Genomic DNA, 25178 nt, shown 5'->3' on the forward strand with positions numbered 1-25178 from the left:
AGCGCGCGTGGCGTGATTCGTTACATCGTGTCCCGAATCAATTGCGCCGCTGACATTTACCGGCTTCGGCCGCATGACTAGAGTGACCGACAGGCAACACCGATCGCCCGATCCATTTTCCCGCAAGGAGAACGACATGACCGTCGAACAGAAGCTGGCCGAACTCGGCCTTGCATTACCCGAACCGCCGAACCCGCTCGGCAGCTATACGGCAGCAAGCGAAGCCGGCAACCTGCTGTTCGTATCGGGACAACTGCCGCTCGTCGACGGCAGGATCGCCTATACCGGCCGCGTCGGCGAGCAGTTGAGCGTCGACGAAGGCCGCGATGCCGCGCGGCTTGCGGCGCTGAACGTGCTCGCGCAGATCCGCAGGCATTTGCGCGGGTTCGACCGCCTGCGCAAGATCGTGCGCGTCGAGGGGCATGTGAGCTCGGCCGACGGTTTTTACGGGCAGCCGGCCGTGATCGACGGCGCGTCCGACCTGTTCGCCGCCGCGCTGGGCGGCAAGGCGGGACACGCGCGCTCGGCGTTCTCCCAGCGCCAGTTGCCGGCCGACGCGGCCGTCATCCTCGTCGTGATCGCCGAGATCGAGCCGGCGTGACGTATCGGCCGTCTCGCGGGGCGGCAATCCATTTCCAAGGGCGTTTCCGCCCGCCCTGCCCGGCGTTCGTCACCCGCCCCGTTAGCTTGCATATCGGGGCTCGATCGGCCGAAAGCCTTGTCCCGCAAAGCCCGACACGCTCCGGATACATTGAAATACAAAATATCGCGTGCGATTTAATCGAATACGCTTGACATGGGTGGTCGCCTCGACGAAACTCCATCGCATGCGATCGAATCGCATCAGAGAAAAACCTGCCAACTGACGGAGCAAATGATGAGCAAGATCGAAAAAGTGCTGTACACGGGCAAGACGCATACGACTTCGGGCGGCCGCGACGGCTCGGCACGCAGTTCCGACGGCCGCCTCGACATCCAGTTGTCGTCGCCGGGCAGCGCCGGCACCGGCACCAACCCGGAACAACTGTTCGCGGCCGGCTGGTCGGCCTGCTTCATCGGTGCGATGCAGCTTGCGGCGCGCGCCTCGAAGGTGACGCTGCCGGCCGATCTCGCCGTCGACGCCGAAGTGGATCTCGGCACGGCCGGCAACGCGTACTTCCTGCAGGCCCGGCTGAACGTGAGCGTGCCGGGGCTCGACCGCGAGGTCGCGCAGCGCATCGTCGATGCCGCGCACCAGACCTGCCCGTATTCGAAGGCGACGCGCGGCAACATCGACGTCGAAATCCGTATTGCGTGAATGCGGCATCGGGCGGCCGAGCGCCGCCCTGCCGAACTCCCGACTCTTTTCCCATAGAGGCAAATGATGAATACCCGATTGATCTCCGCCCTTCTCGTCGCCGTTTCGGCCGCTGTTGCCGCACCGGCGTTTGCAAACGAAACCGCCGTGACGCGTGCGCAGGTACGTGCCGAACTCGCGCAGCTTCAAACGGCCGGTTATCCGCTGAATCGCGCCACCGACGCAACCTATCCGAACGATCTGCAGGCCGCGCTGACGCAGATCCATGCGGCCGATGCCGTCGCGGCCAACGAGCAGGCATCCGGCTACGGCAGCAACGGCGATGCCGCGGCGCAATCGGGCCGCCGGCATGCGGTCAGCGTGGCCGAACGCTCGGTGTATTTCGGTCATTGAGCGCCGTGCGCCAGTACGTGACCCCTGAATTCTTTTTATTCCTGTTCCGAGGTGAATGATGAAAACCCAACTGATCGCTGCCGTTCTCGTGGCCGTTTCGGCCGCCGTTGCCGCCCCGGCGTTTGCCGATGAAGCCGTCGTGTCCCGCGCACAGGTGCGTGCCGAACTCGTGCAGCTCGAACAAGCCGGCTATCGGCCGGGACGCGCGAACGATCCGCACTATCCGGACGACCTGCAGGCCGCACTGACACGCGTTCACGCAAACGACGCCGTGACGGCCGATGCATCGGCATCCGGTTACGGCCGCGAAGCCGTCGCCGCCACGCAGTCGGGCAGCCGGCCCGCGACGCGCATCGCCGAGCGCTCGATCTACTTCGGTCATTGAACGAAACCGCGAACGGCGCCGGTTGCCGGCGTGCGGCGCGCAACCGCTGAATTCCTTTTTTCTTGTCGAGGTAAATGATGAAAACCCAACTGATTGCCGCCCTCCTCGTTGCCGTGTCGGCCGCCGTCGTCGCGCCGGCGAATGCCAGCGAAAGTACCGTGACGCGTGCGCAGGTGCGTGCGGAACTGGCCGCGTTGCAGCAGGCCGGCTACCTGCCGAACCGCCCCAACGATCCGAACTACCCGGACAATCTCCAGGCGGCGCTGAGCCGGATTCGCGATAACGGGGTAGCCGCAGCCGATACGATGGCGTCCGGTTACGGCAACGACGCGGATGGCGCGACGCAGTCCGGCAGCCGCAGCGCGGTTCGCACGGCCGAGCGCTCGATCTATTTCGGTCATTGAGCATTGCACGACGGAATCGGCCGTCCACGTCCGCCACATAAGGCGCATGCGATGTAATCGCGTGCGCTTTTCTATTTGGGGCGCCCTGATTTGCATCGACGTCTTCCGGTTATGGATTCGTCGAGAACGAAGAAGGCCAGCGCACGCGCGTCAGGCCAATGACGCGACCCACGTCGTTGCGGGGCTACCTGCCCGGCCGATCCGGTCTATTCTGTGCGGCACGAAATCTTCAATCGAGGAGCAGCCGATGCCGGAAGCCACGACCGGAAACACGACAGGCGGCGCACACCCGCTCGACCATGTCGTCTGGAACGCGCTCACGGGAAAACAGCGCCGCTTTGCGCTCGGCAGCGACCGCGCGCTGCGGTTTCCCGCGGCCATTGCGCCGTTCGCCGCGATCGCCGACGCGAGCCCGGCATCGTTCGACGCGTTGCGCGAACTGATCGCCGCGCACGGGCCGGCGACGCTGGTCACGCCGGACGAGATTCCGCCGCCGACGGGATTGTCGGTGCTCCGGCGCGCGACGTTGCTTCAAATGATCTGGCAACGGACACCCGATCCGGCGCATGCATCGGAGCATGTTGCGCTCGCCGAAGCCGACGTGCCGGACATGCTCGCGCTGACCACGGCCGCGCAGCCCGGCCCGTTCGGCCCGCGCACGATCGAGCTTGGCGACTATATCGGCGTACGCAGCGAAGGCCGGCTGGCGGCGATGGCCGGCGAGCGGATGCAGGTCGACGGGTATACCGAGATCAGCGCCGTCTGCGTGGATGCCGCGTTTCGGCGGCAAGGGCTTGCGGCACGGTTGATCCGGTCGTTGATTGCGGCGATCGGTGCGCGCGCGGAAACACCGTTCCTGCACGTCCTCACGTCAAACGAGGTCGCGATCGAACGCTATCTCGCGCTTGGTTTTGTCGTCCGTCGCGAAATGAACCTGCTGGTGCTGGGCGACGAACACGCATGACGAAGCGGCCGACGCGATACGCGCGTCGGCCGCTCGTTGCCAGTGTGTTTAGTCTTCGGTCGACCGGATCAGGTTGCCGCGCAGCGTGACGATCGCCTTCTGCACCTTCGCGAATTCGTCCGGCTTCAACCCGGTGGCTTCGACCAGGTTCATGTCGAGCCCCTTCTCGCGCACGCGCCGACCGCTCTTCGTCAGGCTGACGAGCACCTGGCGTTCGTCCGACGGATCGCGGTGCCGCTCCAGGTAACCCATCGCCTCGAGCTTCTTCAGGATCGGCGTCAGCGTATTGGATTCGAGGAACAGCTTCTCGCCGAGCTGGCCGACCGTCTGGTTGTCCTGCTCCCACAGCGCAATGATCGTGATGTATTGCGTATAGGTGAGGCCGAGCTCGTCGAGGATCGGCTTGTACGCCTTGCCGAACGCGAGGTTCGCCGAGTAGATCGCAAAACACAGGAACTCGGACAGCTTCGGCGCGGCGGGCGATGGTGCTTCGGTCGGTTTCATGAACTTCCTCCAGCGACGCGAACGGCCGCAGATAGACGCATTATATATCGCGTGCGATCTTATCGGAAGCATGATAAATCGGTGTCGATGAAGCGACGGGATGGTGCAACGCGGCCGGATCGCCGCCGTCAGTCCTGCCTGCGGCGCTTGCCGGATTGCAACCGGCTTTCCGACAGCAGCGAGCATTGCACCGGATGCGCGATTTCGGTCGCGAGCCCGCCTGCGGCAAACAGCAGGATCATCAGCCAGCGTTTCATGCGTCCTCCACGACCGACAGGCTCGCGCCGTTTGCGACGGTTGCGTCGAGCGCATACGGATCGACGCCGTCGAGGCAGCCGAGATTGACGCGCCAGCATGCGGGGTCCATGCGTGTCTGATGGAACGGATAGATGCCGCAATGGCTGCAGAAATAGTGGCGGGCCGTGTGCGTGTTGAAGCTGTAGCACGTCAGTGCGCCCTCGCCTTCGACGATCTTCAGGTGGTCAGCGGGAAACATCGGGCTCATCAGCGCGCCGCGGCGACGGCACAGGCTGCAGTTGCAGCGAACCGCCGGCGCAATGGCCGCTTTCACTTCGAATTTGACGGCCCCGCAATGGCAGGACCCTTTGAACCAGGTTGCAGACATGATGTGCTCTCGAAGAGGTCATGCCTGCTTTATAGCGGACGCCCGAACCTGCTTTGTATCGCTCTGTATCCGCGGTTCGCGCAGATACAGAGCATTGCAAATCGGCGGTGGGCGGCGCACGTTCGGCGCGGCGATCCGCGGCATGATCGCTGGCACTTGCGCGCGGCTTGCCGGCCGAGCGCGATCAGTCCAGCGCGTGCTGCAGGCGCTCGATCGCGGCCCGCGTTTCGCGCTCGAGCGCGGCGAACAGCTCGGCGGCCGGCAGCGAGCGGACGAGCGGCGCCGCCTGCCCGGCCCACTGCGCGCCGTAGCCGAATTCGCCCTGCGCCTTCGCGGCCGCATGCAGCGCCTTGCCCGCGTCGTACGCGATCGGATACGCGGGCGTGGCCGGCGCGTGCGGGTCGTCGCCGAGCGCGGTCAGGCGGTTCACGATACCGCGCGCGAGCCGGCCCGAGATCGCGGACGTAAACGTCGTGCGGCGCGCCGCGTCGCCGAGGATCGCGCGGCGATAACCGTCGTCGATCGACGTCTCCGGGCAGGCGACGAACGCGGTGCCGAGCTGCGCGGCCTGCGCGCCGAGCGCCAGCGCGGCGGCGATGCCTTCGCCGTCCATGATGCCGCCGGCGGCGATCACGGGCAGCGCGCATTCGCGCACGATCAGGCGCGTCAGCGCGAACGTGCCGAGGCGGTCGTCGTGGGCGCTCGAATCGAACACGCCGCGGTGCCCGCCGGCTTCAATGCCCTGCGCGACGATCGCGTCGATGCCGGCGGCGGCGATCTGCCGCGCTTCGTCGAGATTCGTCGCGGTCGCGAACAGCGTGATGTCCGCGCGCTTCAGCGCGGCGATCACGTCCGCGGACGGCAGCCCGAAATGGAAGCTGACGACGGCCGGCTTTTCTTCGGCGAGCATCGCCTGCATTGCGTCGTCCGCGACGAAGCTCGTATAGATCTCCGACAGCGATGCGGGCGGCGTTGCACCGTATGCGCGGAACGCCGGCGCGAGCCAGTCGAGCCACGCGCGTTCGACGGCCGCGTCGGCGCGGGCCGGACGATGGCAGAACACGTTGATGTTGAACGGCCGGTCGGTGAGCGCGCGCGTGTCGCGGATCATCTTGCGCGCGCCGTCGGCGTTCGTCGCGCCGACGCCGAGCGAGCCGAGCCCGCCCGCGTTCGACACGGCGGCGGCCAGCGCCGGCGTGCTGACGCCGGCCATTGGCGCCTGGACGATCGGTGTGCGAATGCCGAGCGTGCGCAACAGCGTCCGGTTATCGGTCGGGTGATTCATGTCGGTCAGGGGTGCGCTCAAGAAGCGGATTTTTACGTACGTTAAGGGATCGTTCTGCCATTCGCCGATGGTCCAATCCTATTTACCTTGTGCTTCCACGAACAGTTGCCATACTTTTCTGACCAGACGAGAAGTCTGGTCGCGTCTCGTCACCATGGACAGCGGCCATTTCGGCATCGCTGCATCGCAAATATGCGCAAACCGCACACCAGTGAACTGAAGTCGCTTTGTCGAAGCCGGCAGAATTGTCGCGCCGAGTTTCGCCGAGACGAGCGACAACATGGTTAAAGCACGGTTGGCTTCGGCAGCGATTCTGACTTCGAGTCCCGCCGTGGCAAATACTTCCAGAATCTGAGCGTGAAGTACGGGGCCCTGTCGAGCGGGAAAGAGAATCAACCCCTGTTCGGCAATTTCCGTTAACGTGATATCGCCGGTCGCGCCGTCGTCGAACAGAACGGCCATGCTGATTTCAGCGGGGAAATCGTGAACTACCAGGGCGTTCCTGGTGCTGAATGGCGGATGGGCGAATCCGATATCAATAACCCCGCCTGCCAAGGCCTCGAGCTGATCATTAGTCGAGAGTTCCTTCAGATCAGGGTGGATCGCTGGATATTGTGCCTTCAAGGCCAGCAATCGCTGCGGTAAGTGCTGATAGAGCGCGGCCGAATCGAAGCCGATCCGGATCACCCCAGCTTCTCCGAGCGATGCCGATCGCGCAAAGGCGGCTGCGCATTCTGCATGATGGACCGACGCTTGGGCTTCCTCACGAAAAGCCATACCGGCCGCGGTCAGGCTCAAACGCCGATGAGCCCGGACGAAGAGCGGAACTCCGAGCTCCTTTTCGAGGCGCGCGATCGATTGGCTGAGCGGTGGTTGTGCCATTCCGAGGCTCTGGGCGGCACGCCCCATGTGCAACTCTGCCGCGACAGCAAGAAAGTGGCGCAGATGACGAAGTTCCATATCACCACGATATCAAAAAACCTCACCAGCAGCATGGATGCATTACTAATCTGGCCAGACAATGGAGCTGACTCCCTTTACCTGGAAACGTCCGTGCGCCACTCTCGAATTGCCCTCGCTACGCTGCTCAGTCTGTCTGCCCTGTCGTCACACCAGACGTATGCGGAGATCATTCGTCGGGACTACACGATTCCGGGCGAAGATGGCCTGCACATTTTCGTACGAGAAATTCGTGATACTCGGGCATGTTCGGATCGCGGCCCGATGCTCCTGGTCAACGGCGGCCGGCCGGGTGTATTAGCGAGTTGGGACGTCAATGCGCCCAGCTCGTCAACGGCGGAGGAACTCGCAAAAGCGGGACATCACCTGTATCTGATGGATGTACGCGGGTTCGGGAGATCAGATTTTCCTGCGGAATTGAAAGGCGGACAGTTCGCCGCCCCGCCTGCAGTCCGGTCCAACGAAGCGGTGCGCGATATTGCCGCTGTGGTAAAGGACATCAAACGCCGAAATCCGGGCGAGACGCGCCTGGCAGCGATGGGCTGGGCGACCGGGTCTCAATGGCTTGGACACTATGCATCCCTTTATCCCGACAGCATCACGTACCTGGTTTACTACAACGGTGCATACGGCGGTCCGCCGGGTGGATGGAGCCTGCAGGCGGAATTTGGCGATCCACAGCATCCGGCGGAGCTGAATCGCAAGCACTACGGCGCATACCAGTTGTCGACCGCCGATGCACTCGCCGGCCGCTGGCGCAACGATGGGATCGATCCAGCTTTTCTCACGCGCTATGTTGCACTGGCCATGGAAGGGGATCCAACTGCAGATACGCGTACACCCGCGAGCTTTAGGTATCCCACCGGACCATTTGCCGACACCTTGTTGATGGTTAACGGCCGACAGATTTTCGACGCTTCATTTATTCGCTCTCATGTCTTGATTCTGCGATCAGGAAATGATTTTTGGTCGCGATCTGCCGATGCCCAAACATTATTGGCACATCTGATCAATGCGGCGTCAGCTCAATTTATCGAGCTCGCCGGAGCCTCCCATTATGCCAATCTCCAGCCGGGACCGGACAGGGAAAAATTTCTCCGAACTGTACTCGCCTTTACAGAGCCCATGGCGAAGATGCGTCAGGATGGCGCTATCGGATGTTCTTGACGAAGTGGCGTCATACGCGTTTTTGCGGCGTCTCCGCCTTGAACCGCCGCAGCGGCCGGAATCGTCCGTTAGCAACCGCGCAATGCGTCTCATGGTTTTCCCGGCCCGCCCGGTTGCACCGGAGCGAACCTGATCCGGTGCGCAACCGCGCGCCGCGCAGGCCGCACCGGCCTTTCCCTCGAATGCCGCCCGCCGCACGTTCGTACCCTTTCTGCGCAGGAAAGGATGCTTGAAACATCCGCAATTATCGCGTGCCGCCGATTCGCCCACCATGTGTCGGACGATCGGTGCAGCCCGCGCAGCCGGCCCTTTCATGGGCGTTGCGGTGCGTGCCGCCCTATCGTGCGGCCGGACGCATCATGCCGGCCGCGAACGGCCGGGCCGCGCGCCACGGCATATCGATAATCAGGAGACACGATGAACAGCCAATCCCTCGATCTGGGCGGCAACGCGGGCGGCCCCGCGTCCGCACGGCCGCCGGCCGCTTCCGCCGGCGTCGGCGCCGATGCGGCGGCCCTCCCCGCGCGCCGCGTCACGCTCGGCGATTTCATGGACGACCTGCCGGTCGGTGCATTGCACCGGTTCGTCGTGTGGGTGATCGGCATCGGACTGTTCTTCGACATGTACGAGATCTTCCTCGTCAGCACGATCGGCTCGGCGTTGCAGAACGAATACGGGTTGAGCCGGCAGAGCACCGATTTCAAGCTGCTGCTGGCATCGGCATTCATCGGGATGTTCGTCGGCGCGATGTGCCTCGGCAGCCTCGCCGACCGCATCGGCCGGCGCAAGGCGTTCCTGCTGACGCTCGTGTGGTACAGCGCGTTCTCGCTGGTCGGCGCGTTCTCGGTGAATGCCGACATGCTCGTCGCGTGCCGCTTCCTGACCGGCATCGGCGTCGGCGCGATCTATCCGGTCGCCGACAGCTTCCTGTCCGAAATCCTGCCGAAGGAAAAGCGCGGGCGGCTCGCCGCGTGGGCCTATACGACTTCCTATGTCGCGGTGCCGCTCGTCGGCTTCCTCGCGCTGTGGCTGAACCCGCTGCATGTGGCCGGCGTCGCCGGCTGGCGCATCATCCTCGCGATTGGCAGCCTCGGCGCCGTGTACGTGCTGCTCGTCCAGCACCGTCTGCCGGAGAGCCCGCGCTGGCTGCTCGCGCAAGGCCGCACCGCCGACGCGCACGCGGCGCTGCGGCGCTTTGCGGAAGGCACCGGCGTGCGCGTGCCCGAGCACTTCGCGGAATCGGCCGAGCCGCAACGGCCGCTCGGGCTCGGCGAGCGCCTCGCGCTGCTGCGTCGCGAGCCCTACGGCGCGCGCTACCTGATGCTCGCGATCTTTCACCTGTTCCAGGGCTTCGGCTATTACGGCTTCGGCACGCTGGCCGGCACGGTCGTGAAAAGCCGCGGCTTCGACGTGACGGACAGCACGCTGTTCATCGCGCTGTCGTTCGTCGGTTATCCGATCGGCTCGCTGCTGTCGATTCCGCTGCTCAACTGGATCGAACGCCGCACGCTCGTGATCGCGTCGATCCTGTCGATCGCCGTATTCGGGCTGTGCTTCGCGTACTCGGGCAATACCGCGCTGATCGTCGGCTTCGGATTGCTGACGACCTGCGCGTCGAACGTGTTCAGCAACGCGTATCACGTGTACCAGGCCGAGATTTTCCCGGCACGCGTGCGCTCGACGGCAATCGGCAGCACATACTCGCTGTCGCGCATCGTCAGCGGCGCGCTGCCGTTCGTGTTGCTGCCGGTGCTCGGCAGCTACGGCGCGGGCGCGATGTTCGGCGTGATCTCGGTCGCGCTCGGCATCGTCGCCATCACGCTGCGCGTGCTCGGGCCGCTGACCACACGGCGCAGCCAGGACGAAATCAATCCGGTGTAATCCAGTGGTGTAATACGGCGACCGCCACGGGGCGCACGCACGCGTGCCCCGTGCGTCGCCGTTTCGGTGCAGTCAGCGCGCCGACATGAAATCGAACAGCTTCGCGATGTCGGTGGTCAGCACGGTGCCGGCCTTCACGCCGACCCACAGCGTGCGCGTCGCCCACGCGTCGTCGAGCTTCACGACACCGAGCCGCGCGGCGCGCTCGCCGGTCACCGCATCGCGCGGCAGCACGCCGATGCCGAGCCCGGCCTCGATCATCCGGCTCACGCCGTCGAAATTCGATACCTGGATCCGCACTTTCAGCGAGCGCTCGGCCGCGAACGCGGCATCGGTCATGCGCGCGAGCAGCGAACTGCCGTCGCTCAGGCCGACGTAATCCTCGTCGAGCGTATCCGCGAAGCGGATGCTGTCGCGTGCGGCGAAGCGATGCGCGCGCGGCACGAGCAGCACGAGCTCGTCGCGCCGGTACAGCCGCCGTTCGATGCCGGGCGCCGGCACGTTGTCGGCGAACACGCCGAGATCGGCCTTGCCGGACCCGAGCGCATCGACGATCTCGTGGCTCAGCCGCTCCTCGAGACTCACCTTGATGCCCGGGTTGTCGGTGAGGAACGCGGCGAGATCGGCGGGCAGGAACTGGACGATCGCGGACGTATTGGTCCACACGTGGATATGGCCGCGCACGCCGGCGACGTAGTCGCTCATCTCGTGCGCCATCCGGTTGACCTGCTCGATCACCTTCGCCGCATGGTCGAGCAGCGCACGGCCCGCGGGCGTCAGCTCGACGCCGCGCGCATGCCGGATGAACAGTGCGCTGCCGGTCACGCTTTCGAGTTCTGCGATGCGCTTGCTGACCGCGGACAGCGTGAGCTGGCCGTGTTCGGCCGCCTTCGTCAGGCTGCCGTGTTCGGCGACGAGCGCGAACACGCGCAGCGACTGCAGATCGAAATGAAGCGGGTTCACCATGTCGTGGATCCTGGGAAGGCCGTACGGCGCGCGCCATCGTCGCGGCGGCCTGACGCCGATCATACGCCCGGCCGTGCGCGCGCGATATCGCGCGGCTAGCGCGGCGCGAGCGCCTGCAACGCGGCGAGCATCGCGCCGTCCGGCTTCGCGAGATCGTCGAGCACCGCGAAGTGCTGCATGCCGGGCAACCAGGTGCGCGCGACCCGTTCTCCGGCCGCTTCGCACGCCGACGCATATTCATGCGCTTGCCGGATGAGCTCGGGCAGTTCGGCGTCGCCGACCGCGACGACCGTCGGCGCGCCGGGCCCGATGTGACGCAGCGGGCTGTACGCGTCGACCTCTTGCGCGGTGAGCTGCAGCTTGTCGTTCAGGCAGCATAGCGAGATCGGTTCGAGATCGACGAGCGGGCTGATCGCGAGCGCTGAAACGACGGCCGGATGCGCGCGATGCACGGCAGTCAGGTGGCCGCCCGCCGAATGGCCGCTCAGGTGGATCGGCCGCCGCGCGGTGCCGAGGCCGTCGGGATCGTTCGCAAGATGATCGAGCAGCGCGCCGATCTCGCCGACGATGTCGGTCATCGTCGCGACCGGCGCGAGCGTGTATTCGGCGAGCACGACGTCGAAGCCGCGTGCGAGCGGGCCGCTCGCCGCGTACGCGAAATCCTCCTTCGTGCAGTGTTGCCAGTAGCCGCCATGAATGAACACGAACAGCGGCGCGTCGGGCTGCCCGCACGGCAGCCAGTCGAAGCGCTGCGCAGGTTGCGCGCCGTAACGCAGGTCGCGGCGGCCGGGTGTCGCGTCGTACAGCGCCGCGCTACGCGCCTGGCACGACGCGAGCAATGCCGGGAAATCGGGAACAGCCTTCGTGTTCAGGTAGGCGGCGTCGAGCGCCGCGCGGTCCATGCCGCGATAGAGGATCGTCATTCGGGGAGTGTCCGGGGCAGGTTGCGGAGGTGCGGGGCAGGTTCGTCATGCCCGCTGCGAAGGCGTCGGCCGGACCGACGCGTTCTTACCATTATCCGCAGCGCGGCCGGGTGCGGCTATCCGGAATCGGCGGGTGCGGCGCGGGCCTGTCCGCTTTCGGCGAAAGACTGCGACGCCGCGCGCATCGTGCCGGTGCTTTCGCGACCGGACTGATCGATGCGCCGAAGCGGCGCGACAGGCCGGCCGCCGCCGGTCAGATCAACTCGGAGATCTCGATCAGGTTCAGGTCGGGGTCGCGCACGTAGACCGAACGAATCTTCTGCGTCGCACCCGTGCGTTCGACGGGCCCTTCGACGATCGGCCATTCGACGCGCTTCAGGTGCGCGATCACGTCGTCGAGCGGCACCGACGCGATGAAGCACAGGTCGAGCGCGCCGGGCACCGGCACATGCGCTTTCGGTTCGAACTCCGCGCCGCGCACGTGCAGGTTGATCTTCTGGTTGCCGAAGCGGAACGCGAGCCGGCCGGCGCCGAAGGTTTCGAGCTGCATCTGCAGTACCTCCGTGTAGAAATGCTTCGTCCTGTCGGGATCGACGCAGGTCAGCACGAGATGGTCGAGGTGATCGATCAGCGCCATGGGATTCGCTCCTGTTTTCCGGTTCATGAGAATGCGCGCTGCGCGGGCATGTCGCCGGCGTCGGCGTGCGGTGGCGGATGAAGATCCGAGCGGCGCCCGGCCTTCAGGATCTGGCTCGGCACGTCATGCCCGATCAACGCGGGCAGCCGTGCCGACGCAGCGAGGACGGCCGCGAGGTCGATGCCGGTATCGTAGCCGTCCAGTTCGAGCATGTGCACGAGTTCCTCGGTGCACGCGTTGCCGGTCGCGCCCGGCGCGTACGGGCAGCCGCCGAGCCCGCCGAGCGACGCGTCGAAGCGGTCGATGCCCGCGTCGAGCGCCGCGAGCGTATTCGCGAGCGCCATCCCGCGCGTGTTGTGGAAATGCAGCGTGAGCTGCAGCGCGCCGAAGCGCTCGCGTGCACGCCCGGACAAATCGCGCACCTGCGACGGAAACGCCATGCCGGTCGTGTCGCACAGCGTGAAGCCGTGCACGCCGAGATCCGCGAAGCGCTGCATCCACGCGAGCACCGTTTCGGCCGGCACGTCGCCTTCCATCGGGCAGCCCATCGCGGTCGACAGCGACACGTTGATCGCGACACCCGTGCCGCGCACCGCGTCGATCACGTCGCGCAGCTGCGCGAACGACTGCTCGCGCGTCATCCGCAGGTTCGCGCGGTTGTGGCTCTCGCTCATCGACATCACGAGGTTCACTTCGTCGACGCCGCACGACAGCGCGCGCTCGGCGCCGCGCACGTTCGGCACGAGCACCGTATAGACGACGCCCGGCGCGCGCACGATGCCGTGCATCACGGCCTCCGCGTCGCGCAATGCGGGGATCGCCTTCGGCGACGTGAACGACGTGACTTCGATCTTCGCGTAGCCGCATGCGCTCAATGCATCGACGAGCGCGATCTTGTCGTCGGTGTCGACGAACGCCGCTTCGTTCTGGAAACCGTCGCGCGTCGCGACTTCGTGGATGTAGAGCCGTTTGCTTCGAGTGCCCATGTCGTCTCCTGTTGCCGGTTCAGATCACGCCGCGCGTGCGCCAGTCGCCGCGCGTCGCGGCATCGATGCCGATCGATTCGAGTACCGCATCGGTATCCGCGCCGAGCGCGGGCGCCGCGCGTTCGATGCGCCCGGGCGTCGCGCCGAGTTTCGGCACGATGCCCGGCACCTGCACGGGCGTGCCGTCGGGCAGCGCGGCGTCGACGATCATGTCGCGCGCGCGGTAATGCGGATCGGCCGCGATGTCCGCGACGTCGTAGATGCGCCCGGACGGGATGCGCGCGTCGTTCAGCGCGGCCAGCACGTCGTCGAGGTCGTGGCGTGCGCTCCACGCGCCGATCGCCGCGTCGATGCGTTCGACCTGCACGACGCGGCCGTCGTTGTGCGCGAGCGCGGGATCGTTGCCGAGATCGGGCCGCCCGATCAGCTCCATCAGCCGACGGAAGATGCTGTCGCCGTTGCCGGCGATCAGCGCGTACCGGCCGTCACGGCAGCGGTACGCGTTGGTCGGCGCGATGCCGGGCAGGCTGCTGCCGGCCGCCTCGCGCACCGTGCCGAACGCCGAGTATTCGGGCAGCAGGCTTTCCATCATGTTGAACACCGATTCGTACAGCGCGACGTCGACGACCTGCCCGTTGCCGCCCTGCTGTTCGCGATGCCGCAGCGCAAGCAGCACGCCGATCACGCCATGCAGCGCCGACAGCGAATCGCCGAGCGAGATGCCGACGCGCACCGGCGTGCGGCCGGGCTCGCCGGTCAGGTGCCGCAGGCCGCCCATCGCTTCGGCGATCACGCCGAAGCCGGGGCGGTCGCGGTACGGGCCCGTTTGCCCGAAGCCCGACACGCGCAGCATCACGAGCCCCGGATTGATCGCGGACAGCGCGTCCCAGCCGAGCCCCCAGCCTTCGAGCGTGCCGGGCCGGAAGTTCTCGATCAGCACGTCGGTCTCGGCGACGAGCCTGCGCACGACGTCCTGCCCTTCGGGCGTGCGCAGGTCGAGCGTGAGCGAGGTCTTGTTGCGCGACTGCGCGGCCCACCAGACCGACGTGCCGTCGTGCAGCAGCCGCCATTTGCGCAGCGGGTCGCCGAGGCCGGGCGGCTCGATCTTGATCACGTCCGCGCCGAATTCGGCGAGCATCCGGCCCGCGAACGGCCCGGCGATCAGTTGGCCGAGTTCCAGCACGCGGATGCCGTCCAGGGGGCGTGTCATGACTGTCTCCGATGAAATCGTGTTGTCGATGACGGCGATCATGACGGCGTTCGCGCACCGCGAAAATCGATCGATGCTCAACCAGCCTTTCCGAAACGGAAAGGCGCATGCCGGGGCGATGGCCGCGTCCGACCTCATGCGCGGTGCGCCGGCCTTTCCGTGCAGGAAAGCACGCTCGCACAACGGTCAAACGACGCCGCGCGCGCCGCCGGCAGAATCGATCCCGTTCCGCGCCCGCCGGGCGCCTGTCACCCCGTCACCGTCAGCGAGACCCGCCATGTTTTCCATTTCCTCACCCGCGAAGATCGTGTTTCTCGACCGCGCGACGCTGTCGCCGCAAACCGTGCTGAAGCCGTTCCCGTTTCCGCACGTGTTGCATGCGTTCGACCGGACGAGCGCGCACGAAATCGCGCCGCGCATTGCCGACGCGGACATCGTCGTGACCAACAAGGTGCGGCTCGACGCGGCGACACTCGCCGGTGCGCGGCGCGTGCGAATGATCGCGATCGCCGCGACCGGCACCGACATCGTCGATCTCGACGCGTGCGCGGCACGCGGGATCGTCGTGAGCAACATACGCGGGTATGCGGTCCGTACGGTGCCCGAGCATACGTTCGCGCTGATCTTCGCGCTGCGCCGCAGCCTCGTGGCTTACCGCGACGCGGTGCGCGCCGGGCGTTGGCTCGACAGCGGGCAGTTCTGCTTCTTCGATCATCCGATCCGCGACCTGGCCGGCTCGACGCTCGGGATCGTCGGCGACGGCGTGCTCGGGCGCGCGGTGGCCGGCATCGCGCGTGCGCTCGACATGCGCGTGCTGTTCGCGGCGCACGGCGATGCTGCCGGCGACGGCTACGCGCCGCTCGACACGCTGCTGAGCGACAGCGACGTGATCACGCTGCACTGCCCGCTCACGCCCGCGACGCGGCACCTGATCGATGCGGCCGCGTTCGCGCGGATGGCGCGCCGGCCGCTGCTGATCAATACCGCACGCGGCGGCCTCGTGGACGAAAGCGCGCTCGTCGATGCATTGCAGTCGGGGCAGATCGCGGGCGCCGGGTTCGACGTGGTCACGCAGGAGCCGCTGCCGGCCGTGCATCCGTTCCACGCGATCCTGTCGCATCCGGCGTTCATCCTGACGCCGCACGTCGCATGGGCGAGCGACGAGGCGATGCAGGCGCTGGCCGATCAACTCGTCGACAACGTCGCCGCGTTTGCGGGCGGCGAGCCGCGGCATGTCGTGTGATTCGTGCCGCAGCGGCACATCGATTCACGCGCGCAAACAGAACGGCCCCGCTCGATTGCTCGAAGCGGGGCCGACTGAATGAGGGGCTGCTTACGCCAGCGACTCGGCACGTGACGGGTTCGTGCATCCGCCCTGTCTTGCGGCCGGTTTCTGAAATTCCTGACGGGTGCTACTTCAAGGAATCCAGACCGCCAACGCTGTAGGGCCAGTCTGAAACCGAACGGGACGAATCATGAAAAGCGTCCGTTTCGGCTGCCGCGCACCGCTCGGCGCGCCGACCCCGACGCAAATTTCAGTAAGCGGACATCTCGACGCAAGGATCGACCTTGGACGGCGAGCAGATGACCGAATACTTGGCGCTCTCGCGCATCAGCGCTTCGCCTTCGTGCAGCGCGATCTTGATCTCGGGGTGACGCTCGTACGCGAGGAATGCCGAGCACACGACCGCGGACATTACGACGAGGGAAAACACAAACTTTTCAAGGGTTTGGAAACGTTCTGGCATGGTTCGACCTTTCTCTCAGCCAGCGATTATACCTTGAGATAAGGGTTTTCCCTATATCGCCAGCCGCATGCCGGGGATCGCCGCAATCCTTCCCCTTTTTGTCGTCGTTTCGCCCGCCCGTTCGCGCCCGGGCACCCGGCCGGACGCGCGACCGTCGCAGCGTCGCTCACGCGCGATCGCGAGGGTCGGCCGCTTCGACGGGCCTGACGGAAGACGGGCGCATGCCGATGCGGGCGGCGTCGACGCCGATCCGGTTGTGCAACGTGCTGCGCTCGAATCGCTTGAACGATTCGGCGATGTGCTGACGCAGCAGCGCGACGTCCCACGGTTTGATCAGCAGCTTCTGGACCGATCCGTCGCCGGGCGTGGCGGCGATCGACTGCCCTTCGCCATAGCCTGACAGCAGGATCCGCACGATGTCCGGATAAAGCGCCTTGACGCGCTGCAACAGGTCGATCCCGGACAGGCTCGGCATGCGGAAGTCCGACACGATCACGCCGACGCGATGTTGCGCGAGCAGGTCGAGCGCTTCGGCGGGATCGGTCGTGCCGAGCACCTCGTAGCCGTCGCGGCCCAGCGCCTGCCTGAGCGTCTGCAGGACGGCCGGGTCGTGGTCGACCAGCAGCAGCGTCCGGTGCAGCAGCTCGCGCTGCCGGCAATGCTCGGGAAGCTCCGAGCCGGCGCAGAGCATGTCGGCGATTTCCGCACCGGTGACCGGATGGCTGAAGTAATAGCCCTGCATCGCATGGCAGCGGTGCCGGTTCAGGAACGAAAGCTGCGCTTCCGTCTCCACGCCCTCGGCCACCGTCTCCATGTGCAGCGACTCCGCCATCGCGATGATCGAGCGCGTCAGCGACGCGCCTTCCGCGCTCGTGGTGACGTCGCTCAGGAACGACTTGTCGATCTTCACGACATCGATGGGCAGGTCCTTCAGGTAGGACAGGCTGGAATAGCCGGTGCCGAAGTCGTCCAGCGACAGCACGACGCCGAGCGCCTTCAGTTCGCGCAGCGTGTGCGCGATCGCATTGCGGTCCTGCATCAGCACGCTTTCGGTCAGTTCGAGTTCGAGCCAGGCCGGTTCCAGGCCGGTATCCCGCAGCGCCCTGTGCACCACGTCGGCCATGTTCTGCTGCCGGAACTGGCGCGCCGACAGGTTGACGGCGATCCGTAGCGGCGGATGCCCGTCCTGACACCACGCAACGGCCTGCGCGCAGGCCGTGCGCAACACCCATTCGCCGATCGGCAGAATCAGCCCGGTTTCCTCGGCGATCGGGATGAAGCGGTCGGGCGGAATCACGCCGATGCCGGGGCGGCGCCAGCGAATCAGCGCCTCGACGCCGCTGATCTGGCCGGTCTTCAGATCGACCTTCGGCTGGTAGTACAGCTCCAGTTCGCCGTTCGCGACGGCCTCGTGCAGCGCATTTTCGAGTTCGGCCTGTTCTTCCACGCGGGCGCCCAGCTCATGCGTGTAGAAGCTGTAGCCGTTTCGCCCGCGCTCCTTCGCGCAATACAGCGCGGCGTCGGCCGTCTTCAGCAGCGTCTCCGCGTCGGCGCCGTCGGTCGGGCAGACGCTGACGCCGATGCTCGTCGTCACGTGCAGGTCGTGTCCGTCGAGCATGAACGGCGCGCCGAAGGTGTTCAGGACCTTGCGTGCGACCGCGTCCGCATCCGTTGCGCTCGACAGGTTGACCAGCATCACGACGAACTCGTCGCCGCCGAGCCGCGCGACCGTGTCGCCGTCCCGCACGGACGCCTTGAGCCGGGCCGAGACGGCCCGCAGCAGGCCGTCGCCGACCGAATGGCCGAAGGTGTCGTTGATGTGCTTGAAGCGGTCCAGGTCGAGCACCATCACCGCGATCAGGTGTCCGGTGCGCCGCGCATGCGACATCGCCTGCTCCATGCGGTCGCTCAGCAGGTTGCGATTGGGCAGGCCGGTCAGCGCATCGTGGTTGGCGAGGTATTCGATGCGCCCCTGCTGCATCTTGCGCTCGGTGATGTCCTGCACGATGCCGCGCAGGATGATCGCGTGGTTCAGGTCGCGCCCCGCCTCCGCCTGGTGCAGCACGTGGCGCTCGCTGCCGTCCGGGTGAATCAGCCGGTGCTCGAGCGAGAACGGGGCGCCCTCGGTGCGCAGGCTCGTGAACGACTGGATCAAAAGCGGCTGCTCGTCGACCGGAACGGCTTGCAGCAGCCGATCGAAGGTCGGCGGCGTGCGTTCGGGGTCGAGCCCGAGGATCCGGAACAGCTCCGGCGACCAGCTGCCGTCGGTCCGGCCGGCCTGATACTCCCAGTTGCCCAGATGCGCGAGCGCCTGTGCATGCGTCAGGCTGATCTCGGTGGTCGCGAGCTTTTCGAGCGTCGCGGCGGCGCGCAGCAGGTAGCGGATCCGGTAGCCGAGCAGTTTCCAGCGCATCGGCTTGGAGACGAAATCGGTCGCGCCGGCGTCGAAGGCACTGGCGATCGATGCATCGTCGTCGTTGCCCGTGAGCATCACGATCGGCACGCGGCGGCCTTCCGGCAGCGCGCGCAGCCGGCGGCAGCACGCGAAGCCGTCGCCGCCGGGCATCTCGACGTCGAGCAGCACCACGGCGGGACGATGACGCAGGAACGCGTCGATGCCCTCCTGCGGCCCGGTCGCTTCCTCGACGCGAAAACCCTCCGGTTCGAGGGTCTCCACGACCAGCAGGCGCGTCATCGCATCGTCATCGACGATCAGAATCACCGGCGCATCGGCATTTTCCTCGTTCACGTCCGTTCTCCTGTTTTTCGGCCGGCCGCGATCGCCACCGCGATCGTCCGGCGGCCGCTCAATCCTCCACCATGCGTTCCGCCGTCAATGCGGCCAGCGCGTGCCCGAATTCGGCGTCCGTGCCGGCGACGAGGCCGGCTGCCGCGGCGACGTCGGCGGCGCGCGCCAGTTGCTCGATCGCCTTGCAGCGGGCCGACAGCACGTGCGCGCCGACGTTCGCACTGCTCGATTTCAGCGTATGGGCGGCCAGCCTCAGCGCATCGGCATCGCCCGCTTCGACGGCCGCGCGCATGTCGCGGATCAGCCGCGGCGCATCCAGCATGAACTGATCGATGATGCGGGTCAGGATATCGGGGCGGCCCGGCCGCTGGAGCGCGCGCAATGCGTCGAGCGCCTTGCGGTCGATCACGTTCGCGTCGCCGTCCGGATCGGCGATGGCTGCCGCGCCCGCTTCGGTGCCCGCTTCGACACCCGCCCGGGTTCCCGCGTCGCCGCTCGCGATGGCCGGCCCGGACGCCGCGCTGCGAGCATGGCGCGCGAGCATCTGCAGCAGCGCATCGCGACGGAACGGTTTTCCCAGGTAGTCGTCCATGCCGGCGGCCAGGCAGCGCTCGCGGTCGCCGCTGAGCGCATTGGCCGTCAACGCAATGACCGGCAGACGCGGTGCGCCGGCTTCCGCTTCGTGCCGGCGCAGCAGCCGCGTCGCTTCGAAGCCGTCCAGCACCGGCATCTGGCAATCCATCAGGACCACGTCGAACGCGTCGTCGGCCAGCATCTTCAGCGCCCGCCGGCCGTCTTCGGCCACGGCCACCCGATAGCCGGTGTCCTCCAGCATCGCCAGCGCGATCTGCTGGTTGACCACGTTGTCCTCGACCAGCAGCACGCGCGCCGATCCGGCGTCGGGCGGCGGCGCCGCGTCCGGCCCGGCTTCGTCGGACACCGGCGCGGCCAACGGCAGCGGCGGCGGCCTCATACGCATCGCCGACGCGATGGCCGTGTAAAGCTCCGCGCCATGGAGCGGCTTCGTCAGCCGGGCGTCGATGTCGAGTTCGCGCGCGACCTGGATGCTGTCCATCATCTCGAACGCGGTCAGCGTGACGATCCTGAGCGCACGCAGCGACGCGTCGTGGCGGATGTGCTGCACGAGCGAGATGCCGTCCATGCCCGGCATCCGCACGTCGACGATGGCCAGATCGAACGGCGCCCCGTCGGCGACGGCCGCCCGCAACTGCGACAGCGCATCGTCGCCGCCGATGGCCGTCGCGACGCACAGCTGCCATTCGATCGCATGTTCGACGAGCACGCTGCGATCGGTCTCGCTGTCGTCCACGATCAGCACCTTCAATCCCGCCAGCGACGACCTTGCGCCCGCCGCGACGTCGACCACGCCCGACACCGGCTCGAGCCGCGCGGTCACGGTGAACACCGAGCCCTTGCCGGGCGTCGATTCGAGCGTGAGCGTGCCGCCCATCATCTCGGCCAGCTGGCGGGAAATCACGAGCCCCAGCCCGGTTCCGCCGTATTTGCGCGCGGTCGAGCTGTCGGCCTGCTGGAACGGCCGGAACAACTGTTCGGCCACGTCAGGCGCGATGCCGATGCCGCTGTCGGCGATCGCGAACACGACGCGGCCGTCGTCCGTATACGACACGGCCAGCTCGACCTGCCCGTGCTCGGTGAACTTGATCGCATTGCCGATCAGGTTCGTCAGGATCTGGCGCAGCCGGACCGGGTCGCCGCGCATCCATTGCGGCACGGTATCCGCCTTGCGGAACACCAGCGCAAGCTCCTTGCGCCGCGCATTGGGTTCCAGCAGCGCGACGACGTCGTCGAGCAATTGATGCAGGTTGAAATCGATGCGCTCCAGCGTCAGCTTGCCGGCCTCGATCTTCGAAAAATCGAGTATGTCGTCGATGATGATCAGCAGCGTCTGACCGGATCGATACACGGTGTCGACGAACTTGCGCTGCTTCGACGTCAGGCGCGTGCGTTGCAGCAGTTCGGTCATGCCCAGCACGCCGTTCATCGGCGTGCGGATCTCGTGACTCATCCTCGCGAGAAATTCCGATTTCGCCGAATTCGCGGTTTCGGCCGCGGCGATTGCCGCCTGCAGGTCGATGTCGCGACGTTCGATTTCGTCGAGCATCGTATTGAAGCCGGCGATCAGCGTCGCGACTTCGTCGCGGCCCTTGTGGGACATGCGCAGCGACAGGTCGCTGCCGCTGCGGATGCGGGCCATGGTGCGCGTCAGATTCCCCAGCGGGCGGGAGATCGACGTGCCCAGGCGATGACTGATCACGAGGCTGCCGATCGCGAGCAAATACGACACGGCGACGATCATCGCGATGGCGCTCGTCACCGCGCGGTTGACCTGCGACACGATGCTGCGCTGCTGCAGATCGACGCGCACGGCCTCCTGTTCCGTATAGGCCGCGAGGCGATTCGCGGTCGTCTCCACGTCCGCGATGATGCGCTGCATGCTCGCGTCGTTGGACAACATGTTCGACCGCACCGCGACGATGCGGCGTGCGGATCCGGCCAGTTCCGCGGCCAGCGGAACCACATCCTGCGCGCGGCTCGACTCGCGCTGCCCGCTCGCGACGAGCGCATCGCGCAGCGCGCCCGCGGCGGCGGCGAGCTTGCCGATATTCTCCCGTGCGTCGGCGTCGGCACGCTTCAGATGTTCCGTGCTTTTGCTTTGCGCGACCATGCGAAGGTCGGCCGCCAGTTCCTTGATGCCGCCGTTGACGACGGTCGACAGGTACCTGATCCGGGTCGCTTGCCGCTGGAACGCGATCGTTTCGTCGAGACGCTGTCGCGCCTTGACGATCCGCAGCGCAAACGGGTCGGCGATTTCCGCCAGCTTCGTGTCCAGTGCATCGAGGGACTGCAGGATCTTGTCCTCCCTCGCGTGGTAGCGCGTCGCGACGGAAGGCTCCACGAACATCCTGCCGCGCAGCGCGACAAGACTGTCGTTGCCGTCGAGGATGTCGGCCGCGACGCGCCCGAGCGCATTCGCGACGTCCTGCGTCGTGGCGGCCTCGAGGTTCGGCGCCGCGATCGCCAGCGCATTGCGCGCCCCGCCGATGGCCGCCTGCATGCGCTCCCGCAGCGGAGCGAGCCGGTATCGGCTCGGCGCGGCGTCGACATGATCGGCAACGCTGACGATGTCCTTGACGTTCATGCGAACCTGGTCGAGCGCATGAATCGTCCGGTTGTAGGCGGTGTTGGCCGCCAGCGCGTCGCTCACCGCCGCGCTGGCCTGGCTGTCCAGCCGTTCGGTTTCGGCACGGATCGTACTCAGAAATGCGTCGCCCCGTGCCTGGACGCGCTCGATCAGACGGGTCTCGGCGCCCAGCCGTGCATCGTCGCGCAGACGCTGGCCGACGCCTTCGCTCATCGAGCGCAGCATCGTGCGCAGGTCGGTGGACGGCGCGTCGACGCCGTGCCCGTCGATCGCGCGCACGGCGGCCGTGATGGCGGCAATCCGCTGCAATTGCGTTTCGATCTCCGCCGTCGAGCGCTCCTGCTCGGACGCGTCCAGCGCCTGTTCGAGCCGGCCGAAATCCACCGCAAGCTCCGCATACGCGCGCTGGAGTTCGTTGCTGCGCACCTGCAGCGGCAGCGATTCCGTCGTCAGCGTGCTCACGCCGGACGCAATGCCGTGCACCGCGATCAGGCTGGTCGCGGAAATCGCCAGCGCACCCAGCAGCATCAGGCTGGTGCCGGTGACAAGCTTGGCCTTGATGTCCATGCAGCCTCCGGGATCGGGACGGCCCGCGCGCGGCCATCCGGCGGGTTATCTGGCCGGTGCGTCCACGGGCGTGATGCGGCCGTGCGCGATTTTCGACAGGAACACCGCATTCAGCGCCTGGTGATTGTCCGCGCCCAGATCGGCGACCAGGCCGCCCAGGTCGAGATGCCGGATCGATTCGAGCGCCTGCTTCAGCGCCGCCCGGGTCGGCGACGGGCCGGCGCGCTCGAGGCCGATCAGCATGATCTTCGCGTCGATGCAGCCCTCGATGTGCACCACGCCCGCGTGTTCTCCCGGAAAGCGCCGCTCGATCAGCCGTGCGCAGTCGCGGATCACGTCCCGGTCGTTCTGGGGAAGCGGCACGACCTGCGAGATCAGCGTGCCGTCCCCTTCGTCGCCGACCAGGCGCAGCAGGTCGTCGGTGCCGACGAACGATACCGATGCGAGCCGGGCCTTCAGGCCTTCGCGACGTGCCGCGCGAATGAACGCGGCAATCGGCGTATACGGGCCGGCCATGACGACGACGTCCGGCTGGCCGTCCAGCAACGATGCGAGGCCCGTGTCGACCGCCGTGGTCCCGCGGCGGAACGTGCCGGTCGCGACGACGTCCAGGCCATGGCGCTGCAGCGCCAGCCGCGTGCCCGCCAGCACCGCGAGCCCGAAGCCGTCGTCCTGATAGAACACCGCGAACCGTTTCGCGCCGTCGTGCGTGATGAAATGGTCGACCAGCGCGCGGGTCTCGTCTTCATAGCTGGCGCGGATGTTGAATACCTCCGGCACGACCGGCTTGCGCAGCGCCATCGCACCGGTGAACGGGCCGACGAGCGGAATGCCGGCTTCCCGGATGATCGGCAGCACCGCGGTGGTGGTCGGCGTGCCGACATAGCCGAACAGCGCGAACACGTTGCCCCGTTCGATCATCTCCAGCGTGCTGTCGACGGTCCTGTCGGGTTCGTAGCGATCGTCGCCGACCACGAGATCGATCTTCCTGCCATGCACGCCGCCGCGCGCGTTCACGTCGTCGAACACCGCTTGCGCGCCCGTCAGCAGCCCGCGCCCGAGGCCTGCCGAATTGCCCGATTGCGCGTTGACCATGCCGAGACGGATCGCGCCGTCGGTCACGCCGGGCTCCGCCGCGAAGCAGGCGCCGGCGTCGATCATCGCGGCAACGCAAGCCATCAGCGTCAGGGTCCGGCGCAACGTCGCGCGTCGCACGTGGGGACGGGCCGCGCAGTTGTGCTCAAGACCGACGGCAGGCGCGATCCATCCCGGGCCGCACCGGCTCGGGGATCGAACGATCGGCGCAAACGGCCGGCAATCGGCACAAGCAAGCGCGCGCAATACATGCGGAAACCGGGTAGCCGAACACATTCGTGCGACAGACACGCTATTGCCCATGCTGGGTTCCCCCTCCGCCCCCGGTTTCTTGATCTGGTCATGCCCGCCGCATGCCGGATTACCGACGCGGCACGAGGCGATTAGTCATATATATAGGTTGCATCAAATGCGACTGCAAGCCGGAGGGCGATTAAACGCGGATTATCGACGGCATTGCGCTTCACGCGCGGGAACGTTATCGCACGGAGGCTGCATTATGTTTTGCTTTCAGAATTTCGATTCGATTTTTAATCCGCCATTCTTTTTCTTGAATTCGCTTATTCGAATCGCGATGAATGTGCGCGGCGGTGGCGCGATCCGGTCCCGATTCGAAAACGGAACCGGCCTCCCCGACCAGCAATACGTCGGAGAAGCTCGCCTGCCCGGCGCGGATGTCCTGATCGTTGGATGGTAAAACCGGAATCCGCGGCGCGCCGGAACAGACGGCGAACGACGCCGCGGCGGCGTCACTTCGGTGCCGACGCACCGCTGGCCGCGTCGCCATGCCAGGCCTTGCCGATCTGGTCGATCAGCGACTTCGCGGTGCTGGTCGCGAGCGCCGCGTCGACGCCCGACGTCTGCCACGAGCCGTCGGCGGCCTTCACGAAGGTCAGGTTCGCGCGCGACGGCGAGTAATCGGCATTGCGCCACGTGACGACGACGTCGCACGAATACGTGCGATCGCCGAGCTTCTTGCAGTCGCCGTCCGGCTTCGCCGACACGACATCGGCCGACACCGGCAGCGGCTGGCCGAACAGCGCGTTCAGGCCGCCGTGGTTTTCCGCTTCGAGTGCGCGGCGCACCGCGGCGTCGACGTCGTTCGATCCGGGACCGTCGTGGAGCAGGTTGCAGGCGGCCAGCAGCGTCGAGGCACAGCCGAGTGTCAGCAGCGTTTGAAACTTCATGGAGATCCGTTGTCGAGCAAATGTCGGGTGGCGCGCGGGAACACGTTCGCCGGGCCGGTAT

The 25178-nt window shown here is 66.6% G+C and carries 25 protein-coding genes; 9 read left to right on the top strand and 16 right to left on the bottom strand.

What is annotated here, in order from left to right; all coding sequences use genetic code 11:
• The first annotated feature begins 136 nt into the window (after nucleotides 1–136).
• From KVT39_RS16380 to KVT39_RS16405, 6 genes are all read left to right on the top strand, one after another.
• Nucleotides 137–601, top strand: coding sequence for a RidA family protein (locus KVT39_RS16380; RefSeq protein WP_105390146.1), 465 nt, complete (start codon nucleotides 137–139; stop codon nucleotides 599–601).
• 276 nt (nucleotides 602–877) lie between these two features.
• Nucleotides 878–1297: an organic hydroperoxide resistance protein gene (locus KVT39_RS16385; RefSeq protein WP_034184286.1), complete on the top strand. Its 420-nt coding sequence runs from the start codon at nucleotides 878–880 to the stop codon at nucleotides 1295–1297.
• A gap of 66 nt (nucleotides 1298–1363) precedes the next feature.
• Nucleotides 1364–1690: a DUF4148 domain-containing protein gene (locus tag KVT39_RS16390; RefSeq protein WP_081938600.1), complete on the top strand. Its 327-nt coding sequence runs from the start codon at nucleotides 1364–1366 to the stop codon at nucleotides 1688–1690.
• A 58-nt stretch (nucleotides 1691–1748) separates the two neighbouring features.
• On the top strand, nucleotides 1749–2075 hold the full coding sequence (locus KVT39_RS16395) for a DUF4148 domain-containing protein (protein WP_034184285.1): 327 nt from the start codon (nucleotides 1749–1751) through the stop codon (nucleotides 2073–2075).
• A 74-nt stretch (nucleotides 2076–2149) separates the two neighbouring features.
• On the top strand, nucleotides 2150–2479 hold the full coding sequence (locus KVT39_RS16400; protein WP_034184212.1) for a DUF4148 domain-containing protein: 330 nt from the start codon (nucleotides 2150–2152) through the stop codon (nucleotides 2477–2479).
• 247 nt (nucleotides 2480–2726) lie between these two features.
• Nucleotides 2727–3443, top strand: coding sequence for a GNAT family N-acetyltransferase (locus tag KVT39_RS16405; RefSeq protein WP_217589845.1), 717 nt, complete (start codon nucleotides 2727–2729; stop codon nucleotides 3441–3443).
• Nucleotides 3444–3491: 48 nt separating this feature from the next.
• Here KVT39_RS16405 and KVT39_RS16410 read toward each other — a convergent pair whose 3' ends face one another.
• The 5 genes from KVT39_RS16410 to KVT39_RS16425 all read right to left on the bottom strand — a co-directional run bounded on the left by KVT39_RS16410 (nucleotide 3492) and on the right by KVT39_RS16425 (nucleotide 6817).
• Complete coding sequence (locus KVT39_RS16410; RefSeq protein WP_034184210.1) at nucleotides 3492–3947, bottom strand: MarR family winged helix-turn-helix transcriptional regulator; 456 nt, start codon at nucleotides 3945–3947, stop codon at nucleotides 3492–3494.
• Nucleotides 3948–4075: 128 nt separating this feature from the next.
• Nucleotides 4076–4204, bottom strand: a complete 129-nt coding sequence (locus tag KVT39_RS38495; RefSeq protein ID WP_256260697.1) for a hypothetical protein — start codon at nucleotides 4202–4204, stop codon at nucleotides 4076–4078.
• A complete protein-coding gene (locus KVT39_RS16415; RefSeq protein ID WP_175749428.1) occupies nucleotides 4201–4572 on the bottom strand; it encodes a GFA family protein in 372 nt (123 codons plus the stop codon). The genes KVT39_RS38495 and KVT39_RS16415 overlap by 4 nt, the downstream gene beginning before the upstream one ends.
• A 184-nt stretch (nucleotides 4573–4756) precedes the next feature.
• Nucleotides 4757–5857: a nitronate monooxygenase family protein gene (locus KVT39_RS16420; protein ID WP_217589846.1), complete on the bottom strand. Its 1101-nt coding sequence runs from the start codon at nucleotides 5855–5857 to the stop codon at nucleotides 4757–4759.
• Nucleotides 5858–5935: 78 nt separating this feature from the next.
• Nucleotides 5936–6817, bottom strand: coding sequence for a LysR substrate-binding domain-containing protein (locus KVT39_RS16425; RefSeq protein WP_217589600.1), 882 nt, complete (start codon nucleotides 6815–6817; stop codon nucleotides 5936–5938).
• Between KVT39_RS16425 and KVT39_RS16430 the strand changes: the two genes are divergently transcribed.
• Both KVT39_RS16430 and KVT39_RS16435 read left to right on the top strand, forming a co-directional pair.
• Nucleotides 6803–7984: an alpha/beta fold hydrolase gene (locus KVT39_RS16430; RefSeq protein WP_217589602.1), complete on the top strand. Its 1182-nt coding sequence runs from the start codon at nucleotides 6803–6805 to the stop codon at nucleotides 7982–7984. The genes KVT39_RS16425 and KVT39_RS16430 overlap by 15 nt on opposite strands.
• A gap of 417 nt (nucleotides 7985–8401) precedes the next feature.
• The gene (locus KVT39_RS16435) at nucleotides 8402–9865 is read left to right on the top strand and encodes an MFS transporter (protein WP_217589603.1); all 1464 of its coding nucleotides are present in this window, start codon (nucleotides 8402–8404) and stop codon (nucleotides 9863–9865) included.
• A 72-nt stretch (nucleotides 9866–9937) separates the two neighbouring features.
• On the opposite strand, the gene KVT39_RS16440 is transcribed toward KVT39_RS16435, so the two are convergent.
• The 5 genes from KVT39_RS16440 to KVT39_RS16460 form a co-directional block, all read right to left on the bottom strand.
• Nucleotides 9938–10831, bottom strand: a complete 894-nt coding sequence (locus tag KVT39_RS16440; RefSeq protein WP_111017053.1) for a LysR family transcriptional regulator — start codon at nucleotides 10829–10831, stop codon at nucleotides 9938–9940.
• 95 nt (nucleotides 10832–10926) lie between these two features.
• Nucleotides 10927–11754 carry an alpha/beta hydrolase gene (locus KVT39_RS16445; RefSeq protein ID WP_131948850.1) on the bottom strand — a complete coding sequence of 276 codons (828 nt, stop codon included), beginning with the start codon at nucleotides 11752–11754 and terminating at the stop codon, nucleotides 10927–10929.
• A 253-nt stretch (nucleotides 11755–12007) separates the two neighbouring features.
• Nucleotides 12008–12391 carry a VOC family protein gene (locus tag KVT39_RS16450; RefSeq protein WP_034184203.1) on the bottom strand — a complete coding sequence of 128 codons (384 nt, stop codon included), beginning with the start codon at nucleotides 12389–12391 and terminating at the stop codon, nucleotides 12008–12010.
• A 23-nt stretch (nucleotides 12392–12414) separates the two neighbouring features.
• Nucleotides 12415–13377, bottom strand: a complete 963-nt coding sequence (locus KVT39_RS16455) for a hydroxymethylglutaryl-CoA lyase (RefSeq protein WP_217589605.1) — start codon at nucleotides 13375–13377, stop codon at nucleotides 12415–12417.
• A 19-nt stretch (nucleotides 13378–13396) separates the two neighbouring features.
• A complete protein-coding gene (locus tag KVT39_RS16460) occupies nucleotides 13397–14587 on the bottom strand; it encodes a CaiB/BaiF CoA-transferase family protein (RefSeq protein WP_034184284.1) in 1191 nt (396 codons plus the stop codon).
• A 277-nt stretch (nucleotides 14588–14864) separates the two neighbouring features.
• Between KVT39_RS16460 and KVT39_RS16465 the strand changes: the two genes are divergently transcribed.
• On the top strand, nucleotides 14865–15830 hold the full coding sequence (locus KVT39_RS16465; protein WP_217589607.1) for a D-2-hydroxyacid dehydrogenase: 966 nt from the start codon (nucleotides 14865–14867) through the stop codon (nucleotides 15828–15830).
• Nucleotides 15831–16122: 292 nt separating this feature from the next.
• Here KVT39_RS16465 and KVT39_RS16470 read toward each other — a convergent pair whose 3' ends face one another.
• The 6 genes from KVT39_RS16470 to KVT39_RS16495 form a co-directional block, all read right to left on the bottom strand.
• Complete coding sequence (locus KVT39_RS16470; protein WP_006497261.1) at nucleotides 16123–16335, bottom strand: hypothetical protein; 213 nt, start codon at nucleotides 16333–16335, stop codon at nucleotides 16123–16125.
• Between the two features lie 166 nt (nucleotides 16336–16501).
• Nucleotides 16502–19084, bottom strand: coding sequence for an EAL domain-containing protein (locus tag KVT39_RS16475; protein ID WP_217589609.1), 2583 nt, complete (start codon nucleotides 19082–19084; stop codon nucleotides 16502–16504).
• 58 nt (nucleotides 19085–19142) lie between these two features.
• Nucleotides 19143–22835, bottom strand: coding sequence for a response regulator (locus tag KVT39_RS16480; protein ID WP_217589611.1), 3693 nt, complete (start codon nucleotides 22833–22835; stop codon nucleotides 19143–19145).
• 45 nt (nucleotides 22836–22880) lie between these two features.
• Nucleotides 22881–24014: an ABC transporter substrate-binding protein gene (locus KVT39_RS16485; RefSeq protein ID WP_063835078.1), complete on the bottom strand. Its 1134-nt coding sequence runs from the start codon at nucleotides 24012–24014 to the stop codon at nucleotides 22881–22883.
• Between the two features lie 394 nt (nucleotides 24015–24408).
• Nucleotides 24409–24717 (bottom strand): hypothetical protein, encoded by a 309-nt coding sequence (locus KVT39_RS16490; protein ID WP_131948856.1) that lies wholly within the window; start codon nucleotides 24715–24717, stop codon nucleotides 24409–24411.
• Nucleotides 24680–25117 carry a hypothetical protein gene (locus KVT39_RS16495; RefSeq protein WP_217589613.1) on the bottom strand — a complete coding sequence of 146 codons (438 nt, stop codon included), beginning with the start codon at nucleotides 25115–25117 and terminating at the stop codon, nucleotides 24680–24682. The genes KVT39_RS16490 and KVT39_RS16495 overlap by 38 nt, the downstream gene beginning before the upstream one ends.
• Nucleotides 25118–25178 lie beyond the last annotated feature (61 nt).

The sequence above is a fragment of the Burkholderia sp. GbtcB21 genome (assembly GCF_019091065.1).
Classification (GTDB): domain Bacteria; phylum Pseudomonadota; class Gammaproteobacteria; order Burkholderiales; family Burkholderiaceae; genus Burkholderia; species Burkholderia pyrrocinia_C.